16 protein-coding genes and 2 pseudogenes are annotated in these 18,320 nt (G+C 60.7%); 7 read left to right on the top strand and 11 right to left on the bottom strand.

Annotated elements, in window-relative coordinates:
• Window positions 1-28 precede the first annotated feature (28 nt).
• Complete coding sequence (locus IQK56_RS08435) at window positions 29-2,098, bottom strand: AsmA family protein (protein WP_193862041.1); 2,070 nt, start codon at window positions 2,096-2,098, stop codon at window positions 29-31.
• A 345-nt stretch (window positions 2,099-2,443) separates the two neighbouring features.
• Here IQK56_RS08435 and IQK56_RS08430 point away from each other — a divergent pair, with 345 nt between their 5' ends.
• Both IQK56_RS08430 and IQK56_RS08425 read left to right on the top strand, forming a co-directional pair.
• Window positions 2,444-2,815, top strand: a complete 372-nt coding sequence (locus tag IQK56_RS08430; protein WP_122308430.1) for a hypothetical protein — start codon at window positions 2,444-2,446, stop codon at window positions 2,813-2,815.
• Between the two features lie 151 nt (window positions 2,816-2,966).
• The gene (locus IQK56_RS08425; protein ID WP_122308431.1) at window positions 2,967-3,599 is read left to right on the top strand and encodes a TetR family transcriptional regulator; all 633 of its coding nucleotides are present in this window, start codon (window positions 2,967-2,969) and stop codon (window positions 3,597-3,599) included.
• A gap of 5 nt (window positions 3,600-3,604) precedes the next feature.
• Here the strand turns inward: IQK56_RS08425 and IQK56_RS08420 are convergent.
• A pseudogene (locus tag IQK56_RS08420) lies at window positions 3,605-4,101 on the bottom strand (C40 family peptidase).
• Between the two features lie 276 nt (window positions 4,102-4,377).
• Here IQK56_RS08420 and ureE point away from each other — a divergent pair.
• The 5 genes from ureE (at window position 4,378) to IQK56_RS08395 (ending at window position 8,037) form a co-directional block, all read left to right on the top strand.
• Window positions 4,378-4,878, top strand: coding sequence for an urease accessory protein UreE (gene ureE / locus IQK56_RS08415; RefSeq protein WP_099583645.1), 501 nt, complete (start codon window positions 4,378-4,380; stop codon window positions 4,876-4,878).
• Window positions 4,875-5,549 carry an urease accessory protein UreF gene (locus IQK56_RS08410; protein ID WP_193862040.1) on the top strand — a complete coding sequence of 225 codons (675 nt, stop codon included), beginning with the start codon at window positions 4,875-4,877 and terminating at the stop codon, window positions 5,547-5,549. The genes ureE and IQK56_RS08410 overlap by 4 nt, the downstream gene beginning before the upstream one ends.
• 23 nt (window positions 5,550-5,572) lie before the next feature.
• The gene (gene ureG, locus IQK56_RS08405; protein WP_099583647.1) at window positions 5,573-6,190 is read left to right on the top strand and encodes an urease accessory protein UreG; all 618 of its coding nucleotides are present in this window, start codon (window positions 5,573-5,575) and stop codon (window positions 6,188-6,190) included.
• A 22-nt stretch (window positions 6,191-6,212) separates the two neighbouring features.
• Window positions 6,213-6,785 carry a HupE/UreJ family protein gene (locus IQK56_RS08400; protein ID WP_193862039.1) on the top strand — a complete coding sequence of 191 codons (573 nt, stop codon included), beginning with the start codon at window positions 6,213-6,215 and terminating at the stop codon, window positions 6,783-6,785.
• A gap of 133 nt (window positions 6,786-6,918) precedes the next feature.
• Entirely contained in the window at window positions 6,919-8,037 is a 1,119-nt protein-coding gene (locus IQK56_RS08395; protein WP_150760905.1) for an AGE family epimerase/isomerase, read from the top strand.
• Here the strand turns inward: IQK56_RS08395 and IQK56_RS08390 are convergent.
• The 9 genes and pseudogenes from IQK56_RS08390 to IQK56_RS08350 form a co-directional block, all read right to left on the bottom strand.
• A complete protein-coding gene (locus tag IQK56_RS08390; RefSeq protein WP_150760904.1) occupies window positions 8,009-8,914 on the bottom strand; it encodes a cation diffusion facilitator family transporter in 906 nt (301 codons plus the stop codon). The two genes, IQK56_RS08395 and IQK56_RS08390, sit on opposite strands and share 29 nt — an antisense overlap.
• A gap of 136 nt (window positions 8,915-9,050) precedes the next feature.
• Entirely contained in the window at window positions 9,051-9,815 is a 765-nt protein-coding gene (locus IQK56_RS08385; protein WP_112193157.1) for an SDR family oxidoreductase, read from the bottom strand.
• 787 nt (window positions 9,816-10,602) lie between these two features.
• On the bottom strand, window positions 10,603-11,319 hold the full coding sequence (locus tag IQK56_RS08380) for an ABC transporter ATP-binding protein (RefSeq protein ID WP_078740437.1): 717 nt from the start codon (window positions 11,317-11,319) through the stop codon (window positions 10,603-10,605).
• Window positions 11,316-12,191, bottom strand: a complete 876-nt coding sequence (locus tag IQK56_RS08375; protein WP_122308437.1) for an ABC transporter ATP-binding protein — start codon at window positions 12,189-12,191, stop codon at window positions 11,316-11,318. Before IQK56_RS08375 ends, IQK56_RS08380 begins: the two co-directional genes overlap by 4 nt.
• Entirely contained in the window at window positions 12,188-13,465 is a 1,278-nt protein-coding gene (gene livM, locus IQK56_RS08370; protein WP_112193155.1) for a high-affinity branched-chain amino acid ABC transporter permease LivM, read from the bottom strand. The genes IQK56_RS08375 and livM overlap by 4 nt, the downstream gene beginning before the upstream one ends.
• 2 nt (window positions 13,466-13,467) lie before the next feature.
• Window positions 13,468-14,382, bottom strand: a complete 915-nt coding sequence (locus IQK56_RS08365; RefSeq protein ID WP_012721939.1) for an ABC transporter permease subunit — start codon at window positions 14,380-14,382, stop codon at window positions 13,468-13,470.
• 182 nt (window positions 14,383-14,564) lie between these two features.
• Window positions 14,565-15,701 carry a branched-chain amino acid ABC transporter substrate-binding protein gene (locus IQK56_RS08360; RefSeq protein ID WP_099583653.1) on the bottom strand — a complete coding sequence of 379 codons (1,137 nt, stop codon included), beginning with the start codon at window positions 15,699-15,701 and terminating at the stop codon, window positions 14,565-14,567.
• A gap of 374 nt (window positions 15,702-16,075) precedes the next feature.
• Window positions 16,076-17,359: an L-pipecolate oxidase gene (gene amaA / locus IQK56_RS08355; RefSeq protein ID WP_150674937.1), complete on the bottom strand. Its 1,284-nt coding sequence runs from the start codon at window positions 17,357-17,359 to the stop codon at window positions 16,076-16,078.
• A gap of 106 nt (window positions 17,360-17,465) precedes the next feature.
• A pseudogene (locus IQK56_RS08350) lies at window positions 17,466-18,320 on the bottom strand (aldehyde dehydrogenase family protein); the annotation flags it as partial.

The following is an 18,320-nucleotide window of genomic DNA, read 5'->3' as shown; positions in this document are numbered from 1 at the left end:
ATCGGGGGCAAGCCCCTCCTACATTTGGTTAGCCCTTCACGGTCTTTGGCGCCTTGCCTTCTTTCATCTGTTGCAGCAGCGGTGCGCATTCATTGGGCTCGCCGCCACTTGGGGCGACCAGCGCAAGCAACCCGGCGGCAGGGCCGGCGATCACGCCCAGTGCCACCATGCCCGCGCCGCGCAAGGCCAATGGAATAGCCTTCACGCCGGCATTGGGCTTGATGAACGGGCCGTTCACGTAAAGCGGCGAGCGCAGGGAGAACAGGCGGAACCCTTTGGATTCCGGGGTGACGGTCAGGTCCAGCTGTTCGGTGGCCATGTTCGCGGTGCCGTCGATGTAGATGATGGCGTTCTCGGTATCGAACACAAACAGCCGCGTGGTTGCCAGGCCGGTCTTGATGCCGAAGTCCGCCGCCGCGCAGTTGATCTTCACTTCCTTGTCGCCGAACAAACGGCCCACCACATAGTTGCCGACGTTGAGCCCGGCGATTTCCATCAGGCCACGGCTGATGGCGCCGTCGTTAATCAGCATCTTCAGGTCACCGTTGGAGCTGCCCAGCAGCGCCGCCACGGAGTTGCCGCGCCCGGAAATATCGGCATCGCCGTTGAGTTCACCGAAGCTGGTTTTCATCGGTTCGAAGGTCGGGAACAGTTGCTTGAGCTTGAAGTTGCGTGCGGTCAGCCTGGCGCGACCTTCCATCGGTGTGATGCGCCCATTCAGGCGGATCTGCGCATCGAGCTTGCCGCCGGCGACGCCGAAACGCAGGGGTTCCAGGCTTAGCTCGCCGTCATTGAGCACAACGTGGGTGTAGAGGTCAGTGAAGGGCAACTCGGCACTGTGCACGATGCGTTTGCCGGTGAATTCCACGTCGGCATCCATGTCGCGCCAGCGTTCGGTGCGGAACTCTTCCACCGGCAGCACTTTGGTCGCCGGCTGTTTGCTTTCGCCGCCACGGGCCTTTTGCTTGGCGTTCGAGTCGGCGCCGATCAAGGGGGCCAAGTCAGCCATCAGCAACTGGTTGGACACCAATGCGCCGCTGAGCTTGGGCCGTGGCTGACTGGCGACGTAGCCGAGGTTGCCGTGGATATCGCTGTTGCCGATCTTGCCGTTGAAGTTTTCGTAGCGAAAGGACGCGCCGCTGGCCTCGTGCAGCTTGGCGATCAAGTGGCCGTCGGTGGCGTAGGCCGGCGAGTCCGGCAGGGTGACGCCGGTCAGGGGGTACAGGTTGCCCAGGCTGCTGCCGGACAGTTTCAGGCGCAGGTCGAGGGCGCCGAGGTTGAGCGGGTCGGTCAAGGTCCCGGCCAGGGCGATGCTGGTGTCGGCGATCTTGACCTGGGCCTGCAGCGGGAACGGCTTGGCCGCATCCTGCAGGGCCAGCAGGCCGCCGATCTTGCCGGTGCCGTCCAGCTTCTGGCCGTGGTACTGGCCTTTGACCTTGAGGGCGAACGCATAGTCCTGGGGCGCGGAGCCTTTTTCCAGGGCCTTCCTGGCATCGGCATCGCCGACGATTTCACCGAACGGGATCGGTTTGCCCAGGGGATCGATGATCACGTCGAGCTGGGTCTTGAGGGTCTGGTCGTCGAGGGTCACGTGGCCTTTGTCGAAGCCGATGGCGCCGATGTCCACCACCCAATTGGAGGGTTCGGCATTCGGGTCTTTAGGGTCGAACGTGAAGGTCCAATTGGCCCGGCCATCGGCCAGGCGCTGCAACTCGGCGCTCGGTTCGGTGAGGTCGATACGCGGGATCACCACGCGCTGCACCAGCAGGGCCAGGGGCGAAATACGCAGTTCGACTTTTTTCAGCGTGACCATCTGCGGTTTTTTCGACCAATCGGGGTTGCCCAAGGTCAGGTCTTCGGCGATCACGTGGGGCCACGGCACCCAGGCACGCCAGCCGCCTTCATCGGGCTCGCGTTGCCACACCACGGCGAGGTTGCCATTGATGGCAAACGGGCGATGCAGCTCTTCGGAAACTTTGGCATTGAGGGGCGGTTTGATGCGGTTCCAGTCAAAAAACACCAGGACCAGGACCGCTACGGCGATTAACAGAACGAAGCTGGCGCAGCTCCAGGCGACGATTTTACGAGTGCGCGTCATTGCACAGGACTCCTCAACACGACTAGCTGAACTACAGCTCATAAGGGTACGACTGGTAAACCGTCCGGGGGTTTAACCCAGTGGCCGATTTAGTCGCAAAAAGCCATTTTCCTGATCGACCGGACAAATCCGATCATCGACGGCGCACCATTGTTACCCAGGTTCGTGTCGAAAATACCCACCAAGGTGCAAAACCGCGTGCTTGAGAGGTCCGGTCTAGAGCCTCCGCGAGGAACAATCAATTCTGTTGATTATTACCATTGTGTTTATGAACTTTTATATCGACATATCGAGAGTAGCATTAGTCCTGTACCCACTTTATCGCCCTCCCAAGGAGCAACCATCATGAAACGCCAAGTACTCGCTACCGTTCTGTTGTCCATCCTGGCTTCCAGCGCTTTTGCCCTGCCAGCCGCTGAACAGGTCACCCCACAAGTCAAAGCCGACGCCGTGCACTTCAGCCAGACCCTGGCCCGTAGCGGTTCGCAAGAAGAAGATGCCCGTGACTACGCCAAAGGCGCTGTTGCAGAAAACGGTTCGGATCAGATCAGCAAACGCGCTCACGCCGAAGGCCTGACCGAAAACGGCAGCGATCGCCTGCATGAGAATGGCCTGGTTGAAGACGGTGCCGATCAAATCAGCAAGCGCGCCTACACTGAAGGTGTTGCCGAAGATGGTTCGGATCGCCTGAAAGAACAAAATCAAGCACAGAGCTAACCCTATGGTAGCCCAGAAAAAAGCCCGATCACCCGATCGGGCTTTTGACTTTTTGTAGACCCTGCCACGCAACGCCTCCCCGCCAAGTTCGACGCCAACAGAGCTGTTTTGCTAGAGTGCGTCGCTGTACTTGCCGACAAAGCCCCCGCCCATGCTGCCCCGCGCCGAACAGAAGCAACAGACCCGCCTTGCCCTGATGGACGCTGCCCGCCATCTGATGGAGTGTGGCCGTGGGTTTGGCAGCCTGAGCCTGCGGGAAGTGGCGAAGACGGCCGGCATTGTGCCCACCGGTTTCTATCGCCATTTTGCCGATATGGACCAGCTTGGGCTCGTCCTGGTGAGTGAAGTCGGCCAGACCTTTCGCGCTACCATTCGCCTGGTGCGCCACAACGAGTTCGTGATGGGCGGCATCATCGACGCCTCGGTGAGGATCTTTCTCGATGTGGTCTCGGCCAACCGTTCGCAATTCCTGTTCCTGGCCCGCGAGCAATATGGCGGCTGCCTGGCTGTGCGCCAAGCCATCAGCGCCTTGCGCGAAGACATCACCCGTGACCTGGCGGCCGACCTGACCCTGATGCCCAAGTTGCAGCACCTGGACAGCGAGGGCCTGCACGTGATGGCCGACCTGATTGTCAAAAGCGTGTTCGCCACCCTCCCCGACATCATCGACCCGCCGGCGCACGCCTTACCGGCCCATCTCACGCCGCAGGCGAAAATCACCCAGCAACTGCGCTTCATCTTTATCGGCCTCAAGCACTGGCAGGGCCTGGGCAGCACCGAGTAAGCCGATCACCCCGCCGGATGGAAACGCTTGGCGGTGGTGTAGCTCTTGTTCCAGTAGCTGTTGCTCAGCGAATCGATACGCACGGTCTTGCCGGTGCGCGGCGAATGAATGAATTTGCCCTGGCCTATATAAAGACCCACATGGCTGACCTGGCCGCGCCCATTACCCTTGAAGAACACCGCATCGCCGGGCTTGAGCGCACTGCGCTGGATAGTAGCGGCGTCGATCGGTGCATCGCCGCGGTCGTGCGTGGGATCTGGATATTGGCTTCGGTCTTGAACAGGTAAACCAGGAAACTGCTGCAATCGAACCCTTGCTTCGCGGAAGTGCCGCCCCATTTGTACGGCGTGCCCAGCAACTCATGCGCGCGGTCGATCACGTTATCGATTGCTCCGCTTTTAAGTGACGACGCGAAGGCAGGTCGAGGCTGCAAATTGGCCGAAGCCGATGACACAACAAAAGACAGGCTGACAATGACTAAACAACACAATGATTTGAACATGATGAACGTCGCAGGGAATTAAATACGGCGCAAAGCCTAATGATTCCTTACGTAACGCGATGAACGCCGAATCCCTATATCTCGTAGGACAAATCCGAAACGCTCATAACCGGTGCGGCCAGCAATATCGCGCACCATTTTGGGTCGATCCTGAATTCTCTAAACGCCCTGTTTAGTGGCATCAAAGGGCTCTCCTACAAGGAATTCCTACTCACCCTCCGGGTTGGCAAGCACCTTGCTCTAGCTGTTTCATCGCTCATAGCTGGAAGCTTTCTGATGCTGGTGATCCACCGCCGAATCGCCCCCCAAGCCCTCTGGGCCGCTGAGTTGCTGCTGAACTTCGAAGCACGCAGCAAGAGCCGCCTGCGCTGTTTCAGTGCCGACGGTGAAGACGTCGGCTTGTTTCTGGAGCGTGGCCAGCCGCCGCTGCACGATGGCGAATGCCTACAGGCTGAAGACGGACGTGTCGTACGTGTATGCGCGCGGCCTGAACAACTGCTGCACGTCACCTGCGCCAACGCGTTTGAACTGACCCGCGCCGCCTATCACCTCGGTAACCGCCACGTGGCGTTGCAGGTTGGGGATGGCTGGCTGCGCCTGCTTGATGACTATGTCCTCAAGGCCATGCTTGAACAGCTGGGCGCCACCACGCAGACGATCGAAGCACCGTTCCAGCCGGAGCACGGCGCCTATGGCGGCGGCCATCATCATTCGCGCCATGGCGATGAAGATTTCAACTACCCGCCCAAATTGCACCAGTTCGGCGTGCGTTTATGAATCCAGCCTGGGCGCTGCTGCGTCTGGCCAGTCCGCAACTGCCGATTGGCGGCTACAGCTATTCCCAAGGCCTGGAGATGGCCGTGGAGAATGGCCGCGTGAAGGACGCCGCCAGCGCTCGCCGCTGGATCAGCGACCAGTTGCTGTTGAACCTGGCGCGTTTCGAAGCGCCGCTGCTGCTTGCCCATTGCCGCGCTGCGGCCGAGCAGGATTGGCCGACACTCACGCAACTGTGCGAAGCGCACCAGGCCAGCCGTGAGACCCGCGAGCTGTATCAGGAAAGCCGCCAGATGGGCTACTCCTTGCAACAATTGCTCAACGGCCTGCCGGAACTGGACAGCCAGGCCCGCACCTTTCTTGAGCAACGCCGCGAACCCCATCTGGCCCTGGGCTGGGCCCTGGCGGCACGCGCCTGGACCATCAGCCCCGACGACGCCCTCGCCGCCTGGCTATGGAGCTGGTTGGAAAACCAACTGGCCGTGCTGATGAAGACCCTGCCCCTGGGCCAACAAGCCGCCCAGCGCCTGACCAGTGAGCTGCTGCCGCTGCTGCAACAGGCCCAGCAGGATGCCGCCCGCATCGACCCCCATCATTTCGGCAGCGCCGCGTTCGGCCTGTCCCTGGCGTGCATGGCCCATGAGCGCCAGTACAGCCGCCTGTTCCGTTCCTAGGAGCGCTTTATTTGGAGAAGCACATGAACACACAACCCCTGCGCGTCGGCATCGGCGGCCCGGTCGGCTCCGGCAAAACCGCCCTGACCCTGGCCCTGTGCCTCGCGCTGCGCGACCGCTACAACCTGGCAGTGGTCACCAACGATATCTATACCCGCGAAGACGCCGACTTCCTGGTGCGCAACCAGGCTCTGGCGCCCGAGCGCATCATCGGCGTAGAAACCGGCGGCTGCCCGCACACGGCCATCCGTGAAGACGCCTCGATCAATCTGGAAGCGGTAGATCAACTCAACCGGCGTTTCCCCGGCCTGGACCTGATCCTGGTGGAGTCCGGCGGCGATAACCTCTCGGCCACGTTCAGCCCGGAACTGTCGGACCTGACCATCTACGTGATCGATGTCTCCGCGGGCGACAAGCTGCCGCGCAAAGGTGGCCCAGGCATCTGCAAGTCCGACCTGCTGGTGATCAACAAGATAGACCTCGCCCCCCTGGTCGGTGCGTCGCTGGAACTGATGAACAGCGACACCCAGCGCATGCGCAACGGTAAACCCTTTGTGTTCAGCAACCAGAAAACCGGCGTCGGCCTGGACGAGATCGTCGCCTTTATCGAACGCCAGGGCCTGCTGACCACTGCCGCCTGATCAACCCATAAGGAACCTGTCTATGAGCCTCAACAAACTCTTCGCCGCCGCCGCCCTGCTGCTCGCCCCGGCGTTGGCCTTCGCGCATCCGGGTCATGGCGACAATGGCCTGGTGGCCGGTATCAGCCACCCATTGGGCGGCCTCGATCACTTGCTGGCCATGCTTGCCGTCGGCCTGTGGGCGGCGCAGCAAAAAGGCGCCGCCCGTTGGGCCCTGCCGTGCACCTTTGTCGGCACCATGCTGATTGGCGGCGTGTTGGGTTTTGAAGGCCTGGCATTGCCGGCGCTGGAAAGCGGGATTGCCGCGTCGGTGCTGGCCCTGGGCCTGGCTGTAGCGCTGGCGGTACGTCCGCCGCTGTTCATGGCCGTGGGCGCTACGGCGTTGTTTGCACTGTTCCATGGGGTCGCCCATGGTCTGGAACTGCCGGATATGTCCAGCCCTTGGGCGTATGCCGCGGGGTTTGTCGGGGCGACCGCTGCATTGCACGCGGCCGGGTATGCCGTGGTACGTTTTCTGCCGGCAGCGGCGGCGCCGTTGGTGCGGGTTGCTGGAGCGGCATCGGCGGCGACTGGGGGTTGGTTGCTAGTCAGCTAGAAGCTGCAAGCTGCAAGCTGCAAGTAGAAGCCGAACGGCTCTTACTTGCGGCTTGCAGCTCACAACTTGAAGCTGCCCCTCTGCCCCTCTGCTACCATGCGCGCCTACACCCCTGCCGTGACGACGCCAGCCAATGCCCATCGCTTCCCAGCCCACGTTGAATTCCGTACTCACCCATTTCCACACCCTGATCGTGCCGCTCTGGCAGGGCCCAGGCTGGAATGCCGAGTTGGCGCTGCCCTATGAGGCGCTGGATGCCGATCATCGGCCTTTGCCGCCGCAACGCTATCGCGCCATGGCCTGTGCACGACAGCTGTACCTGTTCGCCAGCCTGATCGGCGAACCCGACGCGGCCTTCGCCGAAGAACGTGCCGCTGCGCTGTTCCGTTCCCTGCAAAGGCACTTCCACGACGCAGAGCACGGCGGCTGGTTCTACAGCATCGACCCGGCCGGGCAGCCGCTGGATAAACGCAAAGACCTCTACACCCACGCCTTCATCATCTTCGCCTGCGCCCACTACTGGGCCAAAGTGCGCGAACCGTTGGTCGAATCGGTACTCAATGCGGCCCTTGAAGTGGTCGCTGAGCGTTTCGCCACGGGCGATGGCCTGTATGAGGCGGTGCTGGAGCGTAACTGGTCATCCCTCAAGTCCGGTCCGCTGCAAAATCCGTTGATGCACCTGGCCGAAGGCTTTCTCGCCACCCTCGCGGTGCGTGAAGACGCCGAGGTACAAGCGGCGTTGCTGGCCTTGGCGACGGCCATGCAGCAGCGTTTCATCGATCGCCAGCAGGGCGTGATGATGGAAAAACCGCTGGGTGCTGTGGATAACTGGTTCGAGCCAGGGCATCAGTTCGAGTGGTTCTTCTTGCTGGAATCGTCGTCCGTATTACGCGGCACGCCGTTGCATGCCTCACTGACCCGGGCATTTGCCTACGCCGAGCAGAAGGGTGTGGATACGTTAACCGGCGCAGTCAGCGGCATGCTCGCCCTTGACGGTACTGTGCGTGACGCGACCCAACGTATCTGGGCCCAGGCCGAGTACCTGCGGGCGCTGACCTTGCGGCCCAATAGCGAAGCGGTGCTGCAACGCCAATTGCTGGCGCTGCAACAGCACTTCTTGCATGCAAAAGGCTGGAACGAATGCCTGGACGCCAACGGCGCCGTGAGCCGACGGGACATGCCGTCGACCACGCCGTATCACTTGGCGACCTGCTATCAGGGCCTCACGCAATCCACTTACGGTCACCCGTAAAGCTGATCGTCAACCAGCGCGCTGCATCCGGCGTGCCGAGCCCTGTGGATATCTCTTCGCGCAGCCTGTCCAGCGTGGCGACGTTAGCCACCGGGTAATCCGCCGGCAGCACCACATGAATCTCGATAAACCGCGCCCGCCCGTGCTTCTGCACGTAGGATACGTAGTCGTCGAAACCATGTTTGGCCTGGGCCGCATCCATCACTTCGCGCACTTTGTCGTCCAAGTGGTCGGGAGCAATCCCCAGCACCTCGCGCAACGCCGGGCGCAGGATCTTGAAGGCCGGCGCCAGCATGCTCAGGGCCAGCAGGATCAGGATCAACGGGTCGACATACACTGCCCACTCGTCATAGCCCTGTGACTTGAGCAACAGCGCCGCCAGAAAGCTGATCAGCAACCCCACCGACAGCATCGCGTCCACCAGCCAACTGATGTTGTCGAACTGGATCAACGATGATTTGAGCGTGCGGTTGCGGTAGCGCACGTAGAAGAAGTAGGCGAATTCCACGACGGTAAACACTGCCGCGTAGATGATCACCAGGCCCAACTCGATCTCGCGCCCGCCATTGATAATGCCGAACACGCCGTTGAGGAACGCGTAGATGGCGATCAACAACAGAAAACTGCCTTCGATCAGCAGCACCAAGGGCTCCAGGTGCCAATAGCCGAACTGGAAGCGCGCGTTGCTTTTCTTGGCGATCAGCTTGGCCGTGATCAGCATCAACACCTTGATGGCGGTGGCGATCAGCGAGAAAAAGCCGTCGAACAGAATGGATTGGGCGCCGGATATCACACCCGTGACGATCCCGGCGATCGCGACCGCGAACATCAGAATCGTCGATTGTTTGAGCAGTGCCTGCTCACCTCGGTTACTCACATTTCCTCCCGTCAAAACCTTTGAACCGCTGGGTGCGGTGGGGTTTTCAGGGGGGGAGTGTACCTTATGGCCTGTTTTGGCCGATTTGACGTCATCGGGGGCAAGCCCCCCGATGGCAGCGACTCGGCTTAAAGTCTTACTTACCGCCCCGCTCAATCGCAAACCCGGCCCAGGTCTGGCTTACCGGCATCAGCTCCAAGCGGTTGATGTTGACGTGCGCCGGGGTGTTCATCACCCAGAAGATCGTGTCGGCAATGTCCTGCGGCTGGATCGGCTCAGCGCCGGCGTAGGTGGCGTCGTAACGCGCCTGGTCACCGCCGAAGCGCACCAGCGAGAACTCGCTCTCACACAGCCCTGGCTCGATGTTGGTCACGCGCACGCCTGTGCCTTGCAGGTCGCAGCGCAGGTTCAGGGAGAACTGCTTCACGAACGCCTTGGAGCCGCCATATACGTGGCTGCCAGGGTAAGGGTAGTTACCGGCGATAGAACCCAGGTTGATGATCCCGGCGCCACGACCGTGAGCGATCAAGCGCGGCAGCAGCAGATTGGTCGTGGTCAGCAGCCCTTTGATATTGGTGTCGACCATGGTTTCCCAATCGTCGAGGCTGCACTTGGGCGCAGGATCAGTGCCCACGGCCAGGCCGGCGTTGTTGATCAGGCCACGCAGTGTGGCGAACGATGGCGGCAGGCTGGCAATGGCGTCTTCCATGCCCTTGCGGTCACGCACGTCCACGACCAGGCCGTGCACTTCAGTCTGCTTGGAAAGCTCTTCAACCAAGGCATTCAAACGTTCGGCACGACGGCCAGTGAGCACCAGTTTCCAACCGGCATCAGCAAAACGACGGGCGCAGGCTTCGCCAAAACCTGAGGTTGCGCCAGTAATAAACAGCGTGTCGGACATGGTGTTCTCCTTGCGGGCATCGGGAAAAAAAACAGCCAGCAGAATGCCCTTACACCGCCGTCGCGGCAACCGCTAAGCGCACACCTTCATCTACAACTGATCACTTTTTGATCACTTCAAGCAACGCTATATGAACCGTGGCCTGCAGCCATATACGCGCAGGTTATCCACAACTGCGCCCACAGTCTTTGGGGGCAAGTGCAAAACACCGCAAGCCGCTGTGTACAAGGCTTTCAGGCGGTTTTAGAAAGTTTTTTGCTTGACCTTGGCGAGGGCGTATGTAGGCCTGTCGACAGAGGGAAAATCCAGACGATGGCTCCAGGCCAGTCATTCCGGCCTCTGCGGAGGTCTTTCCAGAGTTTAACCACAGACTTATCCACAGGCTGAAGGGTCATATTTCGGTCATATACCTGTGTCTTTAAACAGGTTGACAAACCCCTCGGCCGGTCGCCAAAAAGCGCCTGATCAAAAAACAACCGACGCGCTACAGGCCACGGTTTTAAAGGCGTTCAGCCAGCTACTCCCACGTTACCCACAGCCGGTTCCACAGTGGATGGGGACAAGTCAAAAGTGTGACAAAACAGGGATTTGCGGCGGCTATATGTCGCGCTTTGGAGGAGGGCTGGATTTGTTTTCCACAATTTGGGATCGGTCTTGTGAACACCACAAAACAAATGTGGGAGGGGGCTTGCCCCCGATAGCAATTTGTCAGTCAGAACAGCTGAAACTGGCATACCGCTATCGGGGGCAAGCCCCCTCCCACAGGGGTACTGCGTTGTGATTTAGATCAGTGGCCGCCGAGGTAGGCGTTGCGCACTTCCTCGTTCACCAGCAGCTCCTTACCCGTGCCTGTAAGGCGAATCTCGCCGTTGACCATCACATACGCCCGGTCCGACAAGCGCAGTGCGTGGTTGGCGTTCTGCTCCACCAGGAAGATGGTCATGCCAGTGGCGGCCAGTTCACGCAGTGTGGCGAAGATCTGCTTCACCACAATCGGCGCCAACCCCAGGCTCGGCTCGTCCAGCAGCAACAGCTTGGGCCGGCTCATGAGTGCACGGGCGATGGCGAGCATTTGCTGCTCGCCACCGGACATGGTCATGGCCCGCTGGGTACGCCGCTCCTTGAGCCTTGGAAACAGCTCGAACATGCGCTGCATGTCTTCCTGGGCGTACTTGTCGCCGATGGGGATGGTGCCCATCAGCAGGTTTTCCTCGACGGTCATGTCAGGGAATACCCGCCGCCCTTCCGGCGACTGCGCGATGCCATTGGAGGCGATGTAGTGGGATGACTTGTGGGTAATGTCGACGCCGTTGTACAGAATCTGCCCCGACTCTGCCCGAGGCTGGCCGAAGATCGACATCAGCAGTGTGGATTTGCCCGCGCCGTTGGAGCCGATCAGGCTGACGGTTTCGCCTTCGTTGATGTGCAGCGAGACTTTTTTCAGGGCCTGGATCGGGCCGTAGAACACGTCCAGGTCTTTCATTTCGAGGATAGGCCCGCTCATACCAGCTCCTCTTCGTCGGCACCCAGGTAGGCGGCAATCACTTTCGGGTCGTTGCGGATCGCTTCCGGCCCGCCCTCGGCGATCACGTTGCCGTGGTCCAGCACCACGATGTGGTCGGAAATACTCATCACCATGCCCATGTCGTGTTCGATCAGCACCACTGTGAGGTCGTGTTCGTCGCGCAGCAGGCGAATCATCGCGCTGAGTGCTTCGGTTTCCTGGGGGTTGAGGCCCGCTGCGGGTTCGTCCAGGCAGATGATCTGCGGCCGGGTGCACATGGCGCGGGCGATTTCCAGGCGGCGCTGCTGGCCGTAGGAAAGCTCACCAGCCAGGCGGTTGGCGCAGTCCACCAGGTCGACGACTTCCAGCCAGTAGAACGCGCAATCCAGCGCGTCACTCTCGGCCTTGCGGTAGCCCTTGGTGTTGAGGATGCCCGCGAGCATGTTGCGGTTGACCCACATGTGCTGGGCCACCAGCAGGTTTTCCAGCACCGACATTTCCTTGAACAGGCGAATGTTCTGGAAAGTCCGTGCCAGACCGGCTCGGTTGACCAGGTGGGTGCCGCCGAACATCTTGTAGTACACGCGGCTGAGGAAGCTTTTCGGCGACACAAAGTCGACGGCCTTGAAGCGCTCGCCCAGCAGTTGGATCACGTTTGTCTGCTTGCCACGGATATTCAGTTCGATCTTGCCGCCGCTGGCTTTGTAAAAACCGGTGAGGCAGTTGAACACCGTGGTTTTGCCAGCGCCGTTGGGGCCGATCAGGGCGAAGATCGAGTTGCGTTCGACCTTGAGGCTCACATCGCTCAAGGCCTTGATGCCACCGAAGTGCATCATCAAATGTTCCACGGACAGGACGACTTCCTTGCTCATGGCGCCACTCCTTTACGTGGGGTCACACCGGTACGGCTGATCCGGATCAAGCCGCGTGGTCGCCAGATCATCATCACCACCATCAACACACCAAACAGCAGTACGCGGTACTCAGAGAAGCTGCGCAGCAACTCCGGCGCCACGGTCAGCACGAACGCCGCGATCACCACGCCGACCGTCGAGCCCATGCCGCCCAGGACCACGATGGCCAGGATCAGCGCCGACTCAAAGAACGTGAACGACGACGGGTTGACGAAGCCCTGGTAGCTGGCAAAAAACACCCCGGCCAGACCTGCGGTAGAAGCACCGATGGTGAACGCCGAGAGCTTGACCAGCACGTGGTTCAGGCCCATGGAGCGGCAGGCGATCTCGTCCTCACGCAGGGCTTCCCAGGCGCGGCCGACCGGCATGCGCGTCAGGCGGTGCTTGATGTACAGCACAGCCAGCACCACCAGGAACAGCACGATGTAGATGAACATGAACTTGATGTTGGGGTTGTAATCGAGGCCGAAGAATTCGTGGAACGGAATCCCGCCCTCCTTCGCCTTGCGCCCGAATTCCAGGCCGAGGAACGTCGGTGAAGGCACCGGCATGCCGTTCGGGCCACCGGTGAACGACAGCCAGTTATTGAGCACCAGACGGATGATTTCACCGAAACCCAGGGTCACGATGGCCAGGTAGTCACCGTGCATTCGCAATACCGGGAAGCCGAGTATGCACCCCGCCAGCGCCGCCGCGATGGCCGCCAGGGGCAGCACGCTCCAGAAGCCCAGGCCGAGGTACTGATAACCCAATGCCAGGCCGTAGGCGCCGATGGCGTAGAACGCCACGTAACCCAGGTCTAGCAAGCCGGCCAGGCCGACCACGATGTTCAGGCCCAGGCCGAGCAACACGTAGATCAGGCCGAGGATCACCACGGTCAGCAGGTACTTGTTGGCGAAGATCGGGAACACGATGGCGATCACGATCAGTGCCGGAATGATCCAGCGCAACCGCGATTTGTAGTCCGGTGGCAGCACATGCACGCCGGACCCACTGCTCTCGAAGCCCTGCAGAATCTTCAGGCCCTTGGGGGTTTGCAGGAACAGGCTGAGGGCAAAGCGCCCGACCATCACGATGGCGACCAGGATGGCCACGCGCGCAGGTTCCAGGTTGAAGCTGTAGCCGTCGAGGACCACGCCGACGATCGGACCGAACACGATCAGCGAAATCAGCCCGGCAAGGATCGTATCGACGACACTTTTCTTGATATCGATAGGTTTGGCAGCAGACATGTTTACACCTTAGCCACGAGCGGGCGACCCAGCAGGCCCTGGGGACGGAAAATCAGAATCACCACCAGCAGGGAGAAACTGAACACGTCTTTGTAGTCAGAGTTGATCAACCCCGAGAACAGCGACTCGGAAATACCCAGGATGATCCCGCCCAGCATCGCCCCAGGCAGGGAGCCGATGCCGCCGAGTACCGCTGCGGTAAATGCCTTGATGCCGATGATGAAGCCGGCATAGAAGTCGAACGTGCCGTAATTGAGGGTGATCAGCACGCCGGCCAGGGCGGCCATGGCGGCACCGATGACAAACACGTAGGAGATCACGCGGTCGGTGTTGATACCCAGGATCGAAGCCATCTTGCGGTCTTGCTGGGTGGCGCGGCACATGCGGCCGAGCTTGGTGTACTTGATGATGTAGGTGAGCAACGCCATGCCGGCAAAGGCCGCTACGAGGATGAACACCTTGGTGTACGTGAGCTGCACGAAGCCGCTGCCGATGTCGACGCGCCAGGCGCCGGCCAGCAGGGTTGGAATGCCTTGTTGTTTCGCACCCTGGGCGATCTGCGCGTAGTTCTGCAGGATCAGGGAGATACCGATGGCGCTGATCAGCGGGGCCAGTCGGGTGGAGTTGCGCAGCGGTTTATAGGCGACACGCTCAATGACCCAACCGTACACGCCGGTGACGACCACGGTGAAGACCAGAGTGCCGAGAATGAGCAGCGGGAAGGATTCGATGCCGAAGTAAGCCAGCAGTGCCAGACTGATCGCCGCGAGGTAAGCGGAAATCATATAAACCTCGCCGTGGGCGAAGTTGATCATGCCAATGATGCCATAGACCATTGTGTAGCCGATGGCGATCAGGCCATAGACCGACCCGAGGGTCAGGCCGTTGACCAGTTGCTGCAGGAAAATACCATCCATAACGCAATCTCACGCGGTGAGCACCTGCACACCGGTAGGTGTGCGGCGCTTCTGGAGGAAAAGACAGACATCAATAACAACACTGTCCAATGTGGGAGGGGGCTTGCCCCCGATGCGGTGGGTCAGCTGAACAACTGTTGACTGACACTCCGCTATCGGGGGAAAGCCCCCTCCCACATGGATTACTTCTGCTTTTCCAACTGGTGGTATTTGCCTTCTTTATCCCACTGGTAAACCACGTAGTCGGAGATTTTCAGGTCGCCTTTACCGTCCCATTCCTTCTTGCCCATCACGGTCTGGACCGGGTTGGCCTTGAGCCATTTGGCGGCGTCTTCGCCTTTGTTGGACTTGGCACCGTTGAAGCCGGCAGCCAGGGCCTGGACCGACGCGTAGGCGTACAGGGTGTAGCCTTCAGGCTCGGTGCCGTTTTTGCGGAACTCTTCCACCACAGCCTTGCTGTCCGGCAGCAGGCGCGGGTCGGCGCCGAAGGTCATGTACACGCCATCGACGTACTGCTTGCCGCCAGCGGTGGCCACCAGTTCGTCGGTCACGATGCCGTCATCGGACATGAACTTGACGTCCTTGAGGCCGGCTTCACGGATCTGGCGAACCAGCGGGCCGGCTTCCGGGTGCAGGCCGCCGAAGTACACGACGTCCGCGCCAGTGGAACGGATCTTGGTCACCAGGGCGCTGAAGTCTTTCTCGCCACGGGTCAGGCCTTCTTCGAGCACCGGCTTGACGCCGCGCTTGGTCAACTGGGCAGCGGTGGCGTCAGCCAGGCCTTTGCCGTAGGTGTCCTTGTCGTTGATGACCGCGACTTTCTTGCCCTTGAGCACATCGACGATGTAGTCGCCGGCGACGATGCCCTGCTGGTCGTCACGGCCGCACATGCGGAACATGGCGCCCAGGCCGCGTTCGGTGACTTGCGGGTTGGTGGAGCCTGGGGTGATGGCGATGATGCCCGCTTCGTCATACACCTCGGACGCTGGGATGGTGTTGGACGAGCAGAAGTGCCCGACCACGCCGATCACTTTGTCCTGGTCAGCCAGGCGGTTGGCCACGGCCACGGCTTGTTTTGGCTCACACGCATCGTCACCGGCAACCAGCACGATTTTCTCGCCGTTGATGCCGCCAGCCTTGTTGATCGTATCGGCTGCCGCTTGGGCACCCTTCATGTACTGCTCACCGAAAGCGGCGTTGGCGCCGGTCATCGGCCCCGCTACGCCAATCTTCACATCAGCTTGAACAAACGTAGAAACACCCAGCGCCGCTGCAACGGCGAGGGCCAGAAAACCTTTCTTGTAAAACGTCTGGGACATGAGTGGTGCTCCGATATTTTTGATTTTTGGCACGACAACTTGCATTCAAACTTTTCACTGAAAGCTCAGAGCAAGCCCCGTGCCATTACGTTTTTATTCTTCAAAAAGACACGGTGTCATTGTTATTACAGGCGTTTCGAAGCCGCCTGCCAGGACGTGCAACCCTCTAGTCCAGGCAGGTGCAACCAGCCACCGAAAAAAGTACAACCCTGACAGGTGCCACCTGCAACCGGATGGATAAACCGCAGTCCCTACACCTGTAACAGCGTGCGTAACGGAACTGCACATTTACAGTGCGTAACTGCTACGACCTGCACCAATACAGATTAGTAGCCGGCTAAGAAAATGCAGGCTTCTGAGCGGTATTTCGCTGATCAGATCACGATCCGCAAGCATTGCCCGGCGTGATACAGCGAGAATCCCGCTTCATACAGGCAGCTGCGCAGGCCAACGCCGGCCAGGGGTTGCATCGGCGCGAAGGGAATGGGCAGCGCCTGGGGATCCTGGTGACACAAGTAGTCGGCGAACGCCTTGCCGACCACACTGCCGGTGGTCACGCCGCGCCCGTTATAGCCCGTGACGGCGACCAGGCCCGGGGCTGGCTCGAACAGGCGCATCAGGTGGTCGGGGGTGAAGGCGATGCAGCCGGTCCAGGTGTATTCCCACTGCACCGATTTGAGATACGGGAAGTAATGTTGCTGCACCCGATCGGCCCACGCCTTGAGGAACCACGCCGGTTTCTGGTTGCCGTTGCCCAGACTGCCGAGCAACAAACGACCCTCGGCATCCCGACGGATGCTGCTCAAGACCTGGCGCGTGTCCCACGAACCCTGGCCGCCAGGAAGAATCTGCCGGGCGGCGTCATCGGTGAGCGGGGCCGAGGCGACCTGGTAGTAATAACCGGGGAAAAAGTTACGCCGCAGCTCGGTCCATTCGCCTTCGGTGTAGGCGTTGGAAGCAATCACCACCTGTGCAGCCTGCACTGCACCGTGCTGGGTCTGCACCGACCACAGCGCACCCTGGCGTTCCAATTGGGTGACCGGCGAATGATCGAACAGTTGCCCACCCAGTCCGACCGCAGCATTGGCCAACCCAGAGGTGTAGGCCATCGGGTTCAAGGTACCCGCCCGCCGATCCAGCAAGGCGGCGGCAATCTTTTTAGTGCCGGTGGCATGCTCGCAGGCCTGGCCGGTGAGCAGCTCTACCGGCGCGCCGCGGCGTTTCCATTGTTCTTCACGACTGCGCAAATCCGCCTCGCCACGGGCGTTGTGCGCCATGTGCAAGGTGCCCTCGCGGCGCAGCTGGCAATCGATGTTGTATTTGTCGATCAGGCTGAACACCAGGGACGGTGCGGCGCCAAGCATGCGGTTGAGCTGACTGCCCACCGCTTCGCCGAAACCGGCCTCGATGTCATCCGGCGGGATCCACAACCCGGCGTTCACCAACCCGACGTTACGACCTGAACCGCCGTGGCCCGTGCGATGGGCTTCCAGCACGGCGACGCTTTTGCCCTGCTCCAGCAGGTGAATGGCGGCCGATAGTCCGGTAATACCGGCGCCGATCACGCACACGTCCACTGTCAACTCGCCCTTGAGCGCGGCGCGATCGGGCCGGCTGGGGGTGAGGTGTTCCCACAAACATGTTTCGCGTAGTGCCATTGCCAGACTCCGGTGAGACCTAACAAACATCTATTCCAAGCTGCAAATGCGATTCAAATGTGGGAGGAGGCTTGCCCCCTCCCACATTTTTTACTGCATTCCAACTTCAGTCGAAGGTAATGCCCTGGGCCAATGGCAGCTCCAGCGAATAGTTCACGGTGTTGGTCTGCCGACGCATATACCCGCGCCACGCATCCGAACCCGACTCACGCCCGCCACCGGTCTCTTTCTCGCCGCCAAACGCGCCGCCGATTTCCGCGCCGCTCGGGCCGATGTTGACGTTGGCGATGCCGCAGTCACTGCCCACCGCCGACATGAACTGCTCGGCTTCGCGCACATCCGTGGTGAAGATGCACGACGACAGGCCTTGGGGCACGGCGTTGTTCAGCCGCAGAGCCTCGGCAAATCGCTGTAGCCCACCACGTACAGAATCGGCGCGAAGGTTTCGGTGCACACCACGTCGCTTTGCTCGGGCATTTCCACAATCGCCGGCGATACGTAGTAGGCGTTGGGGAATTTATCTTCCAACTGGCGCTTGCCGCCGAACACCTTGCCGCCTTCGCTCAAGGCCTGCTCCAGGGCGTCCTGCATGTTGTCGAAGCCGTGTTTGTCGATCAGCGGGCCGATCAGGTTGCCTTCCAGCGGGTGGCCGATGCGCACTTTGGAATAGGCGGCCTTGAGGCGGGTGACGATCTCTTCCTTGACCGACTCATGGGCGATCAGGCGGCGCAGGGTGGTGCAACGCTGGCCGGCGGTGCCGACGGCGCTGAACAGAATGGCGCGCACGGCCATGTCCAGGTCGGCGCTTGGGCCGAGGATCATGGCGTTGTTGCCGCCCAGTTCGAGGATGCTGCGGGCAAAACGTGCGGCGACTTTCGGCGCCACTTCGCGCCCCATGCGCGTGCTGCCGGTGGCGCTGATCAGCGCGACACGCGGGTCATCCACCAGCGCGGCGCCGGCA

Origin of the sequence: Pseudomonas cyclaminis (genome assembly GCF_015163715.1) — a bacterium.
Lineage (GTDB): Bacteria > Pseudomonadota > Gammaproteobacteria > Pseudomonadales > Pseudomonadaceae > Aquipseudomonas > Aquipseudomonas cyclaminis.
The sequence above is the reverse complement of the archived record's forward strand: the minus strand, read 5'-3'. Positions and strand labels throughout refer to the sequence as shown.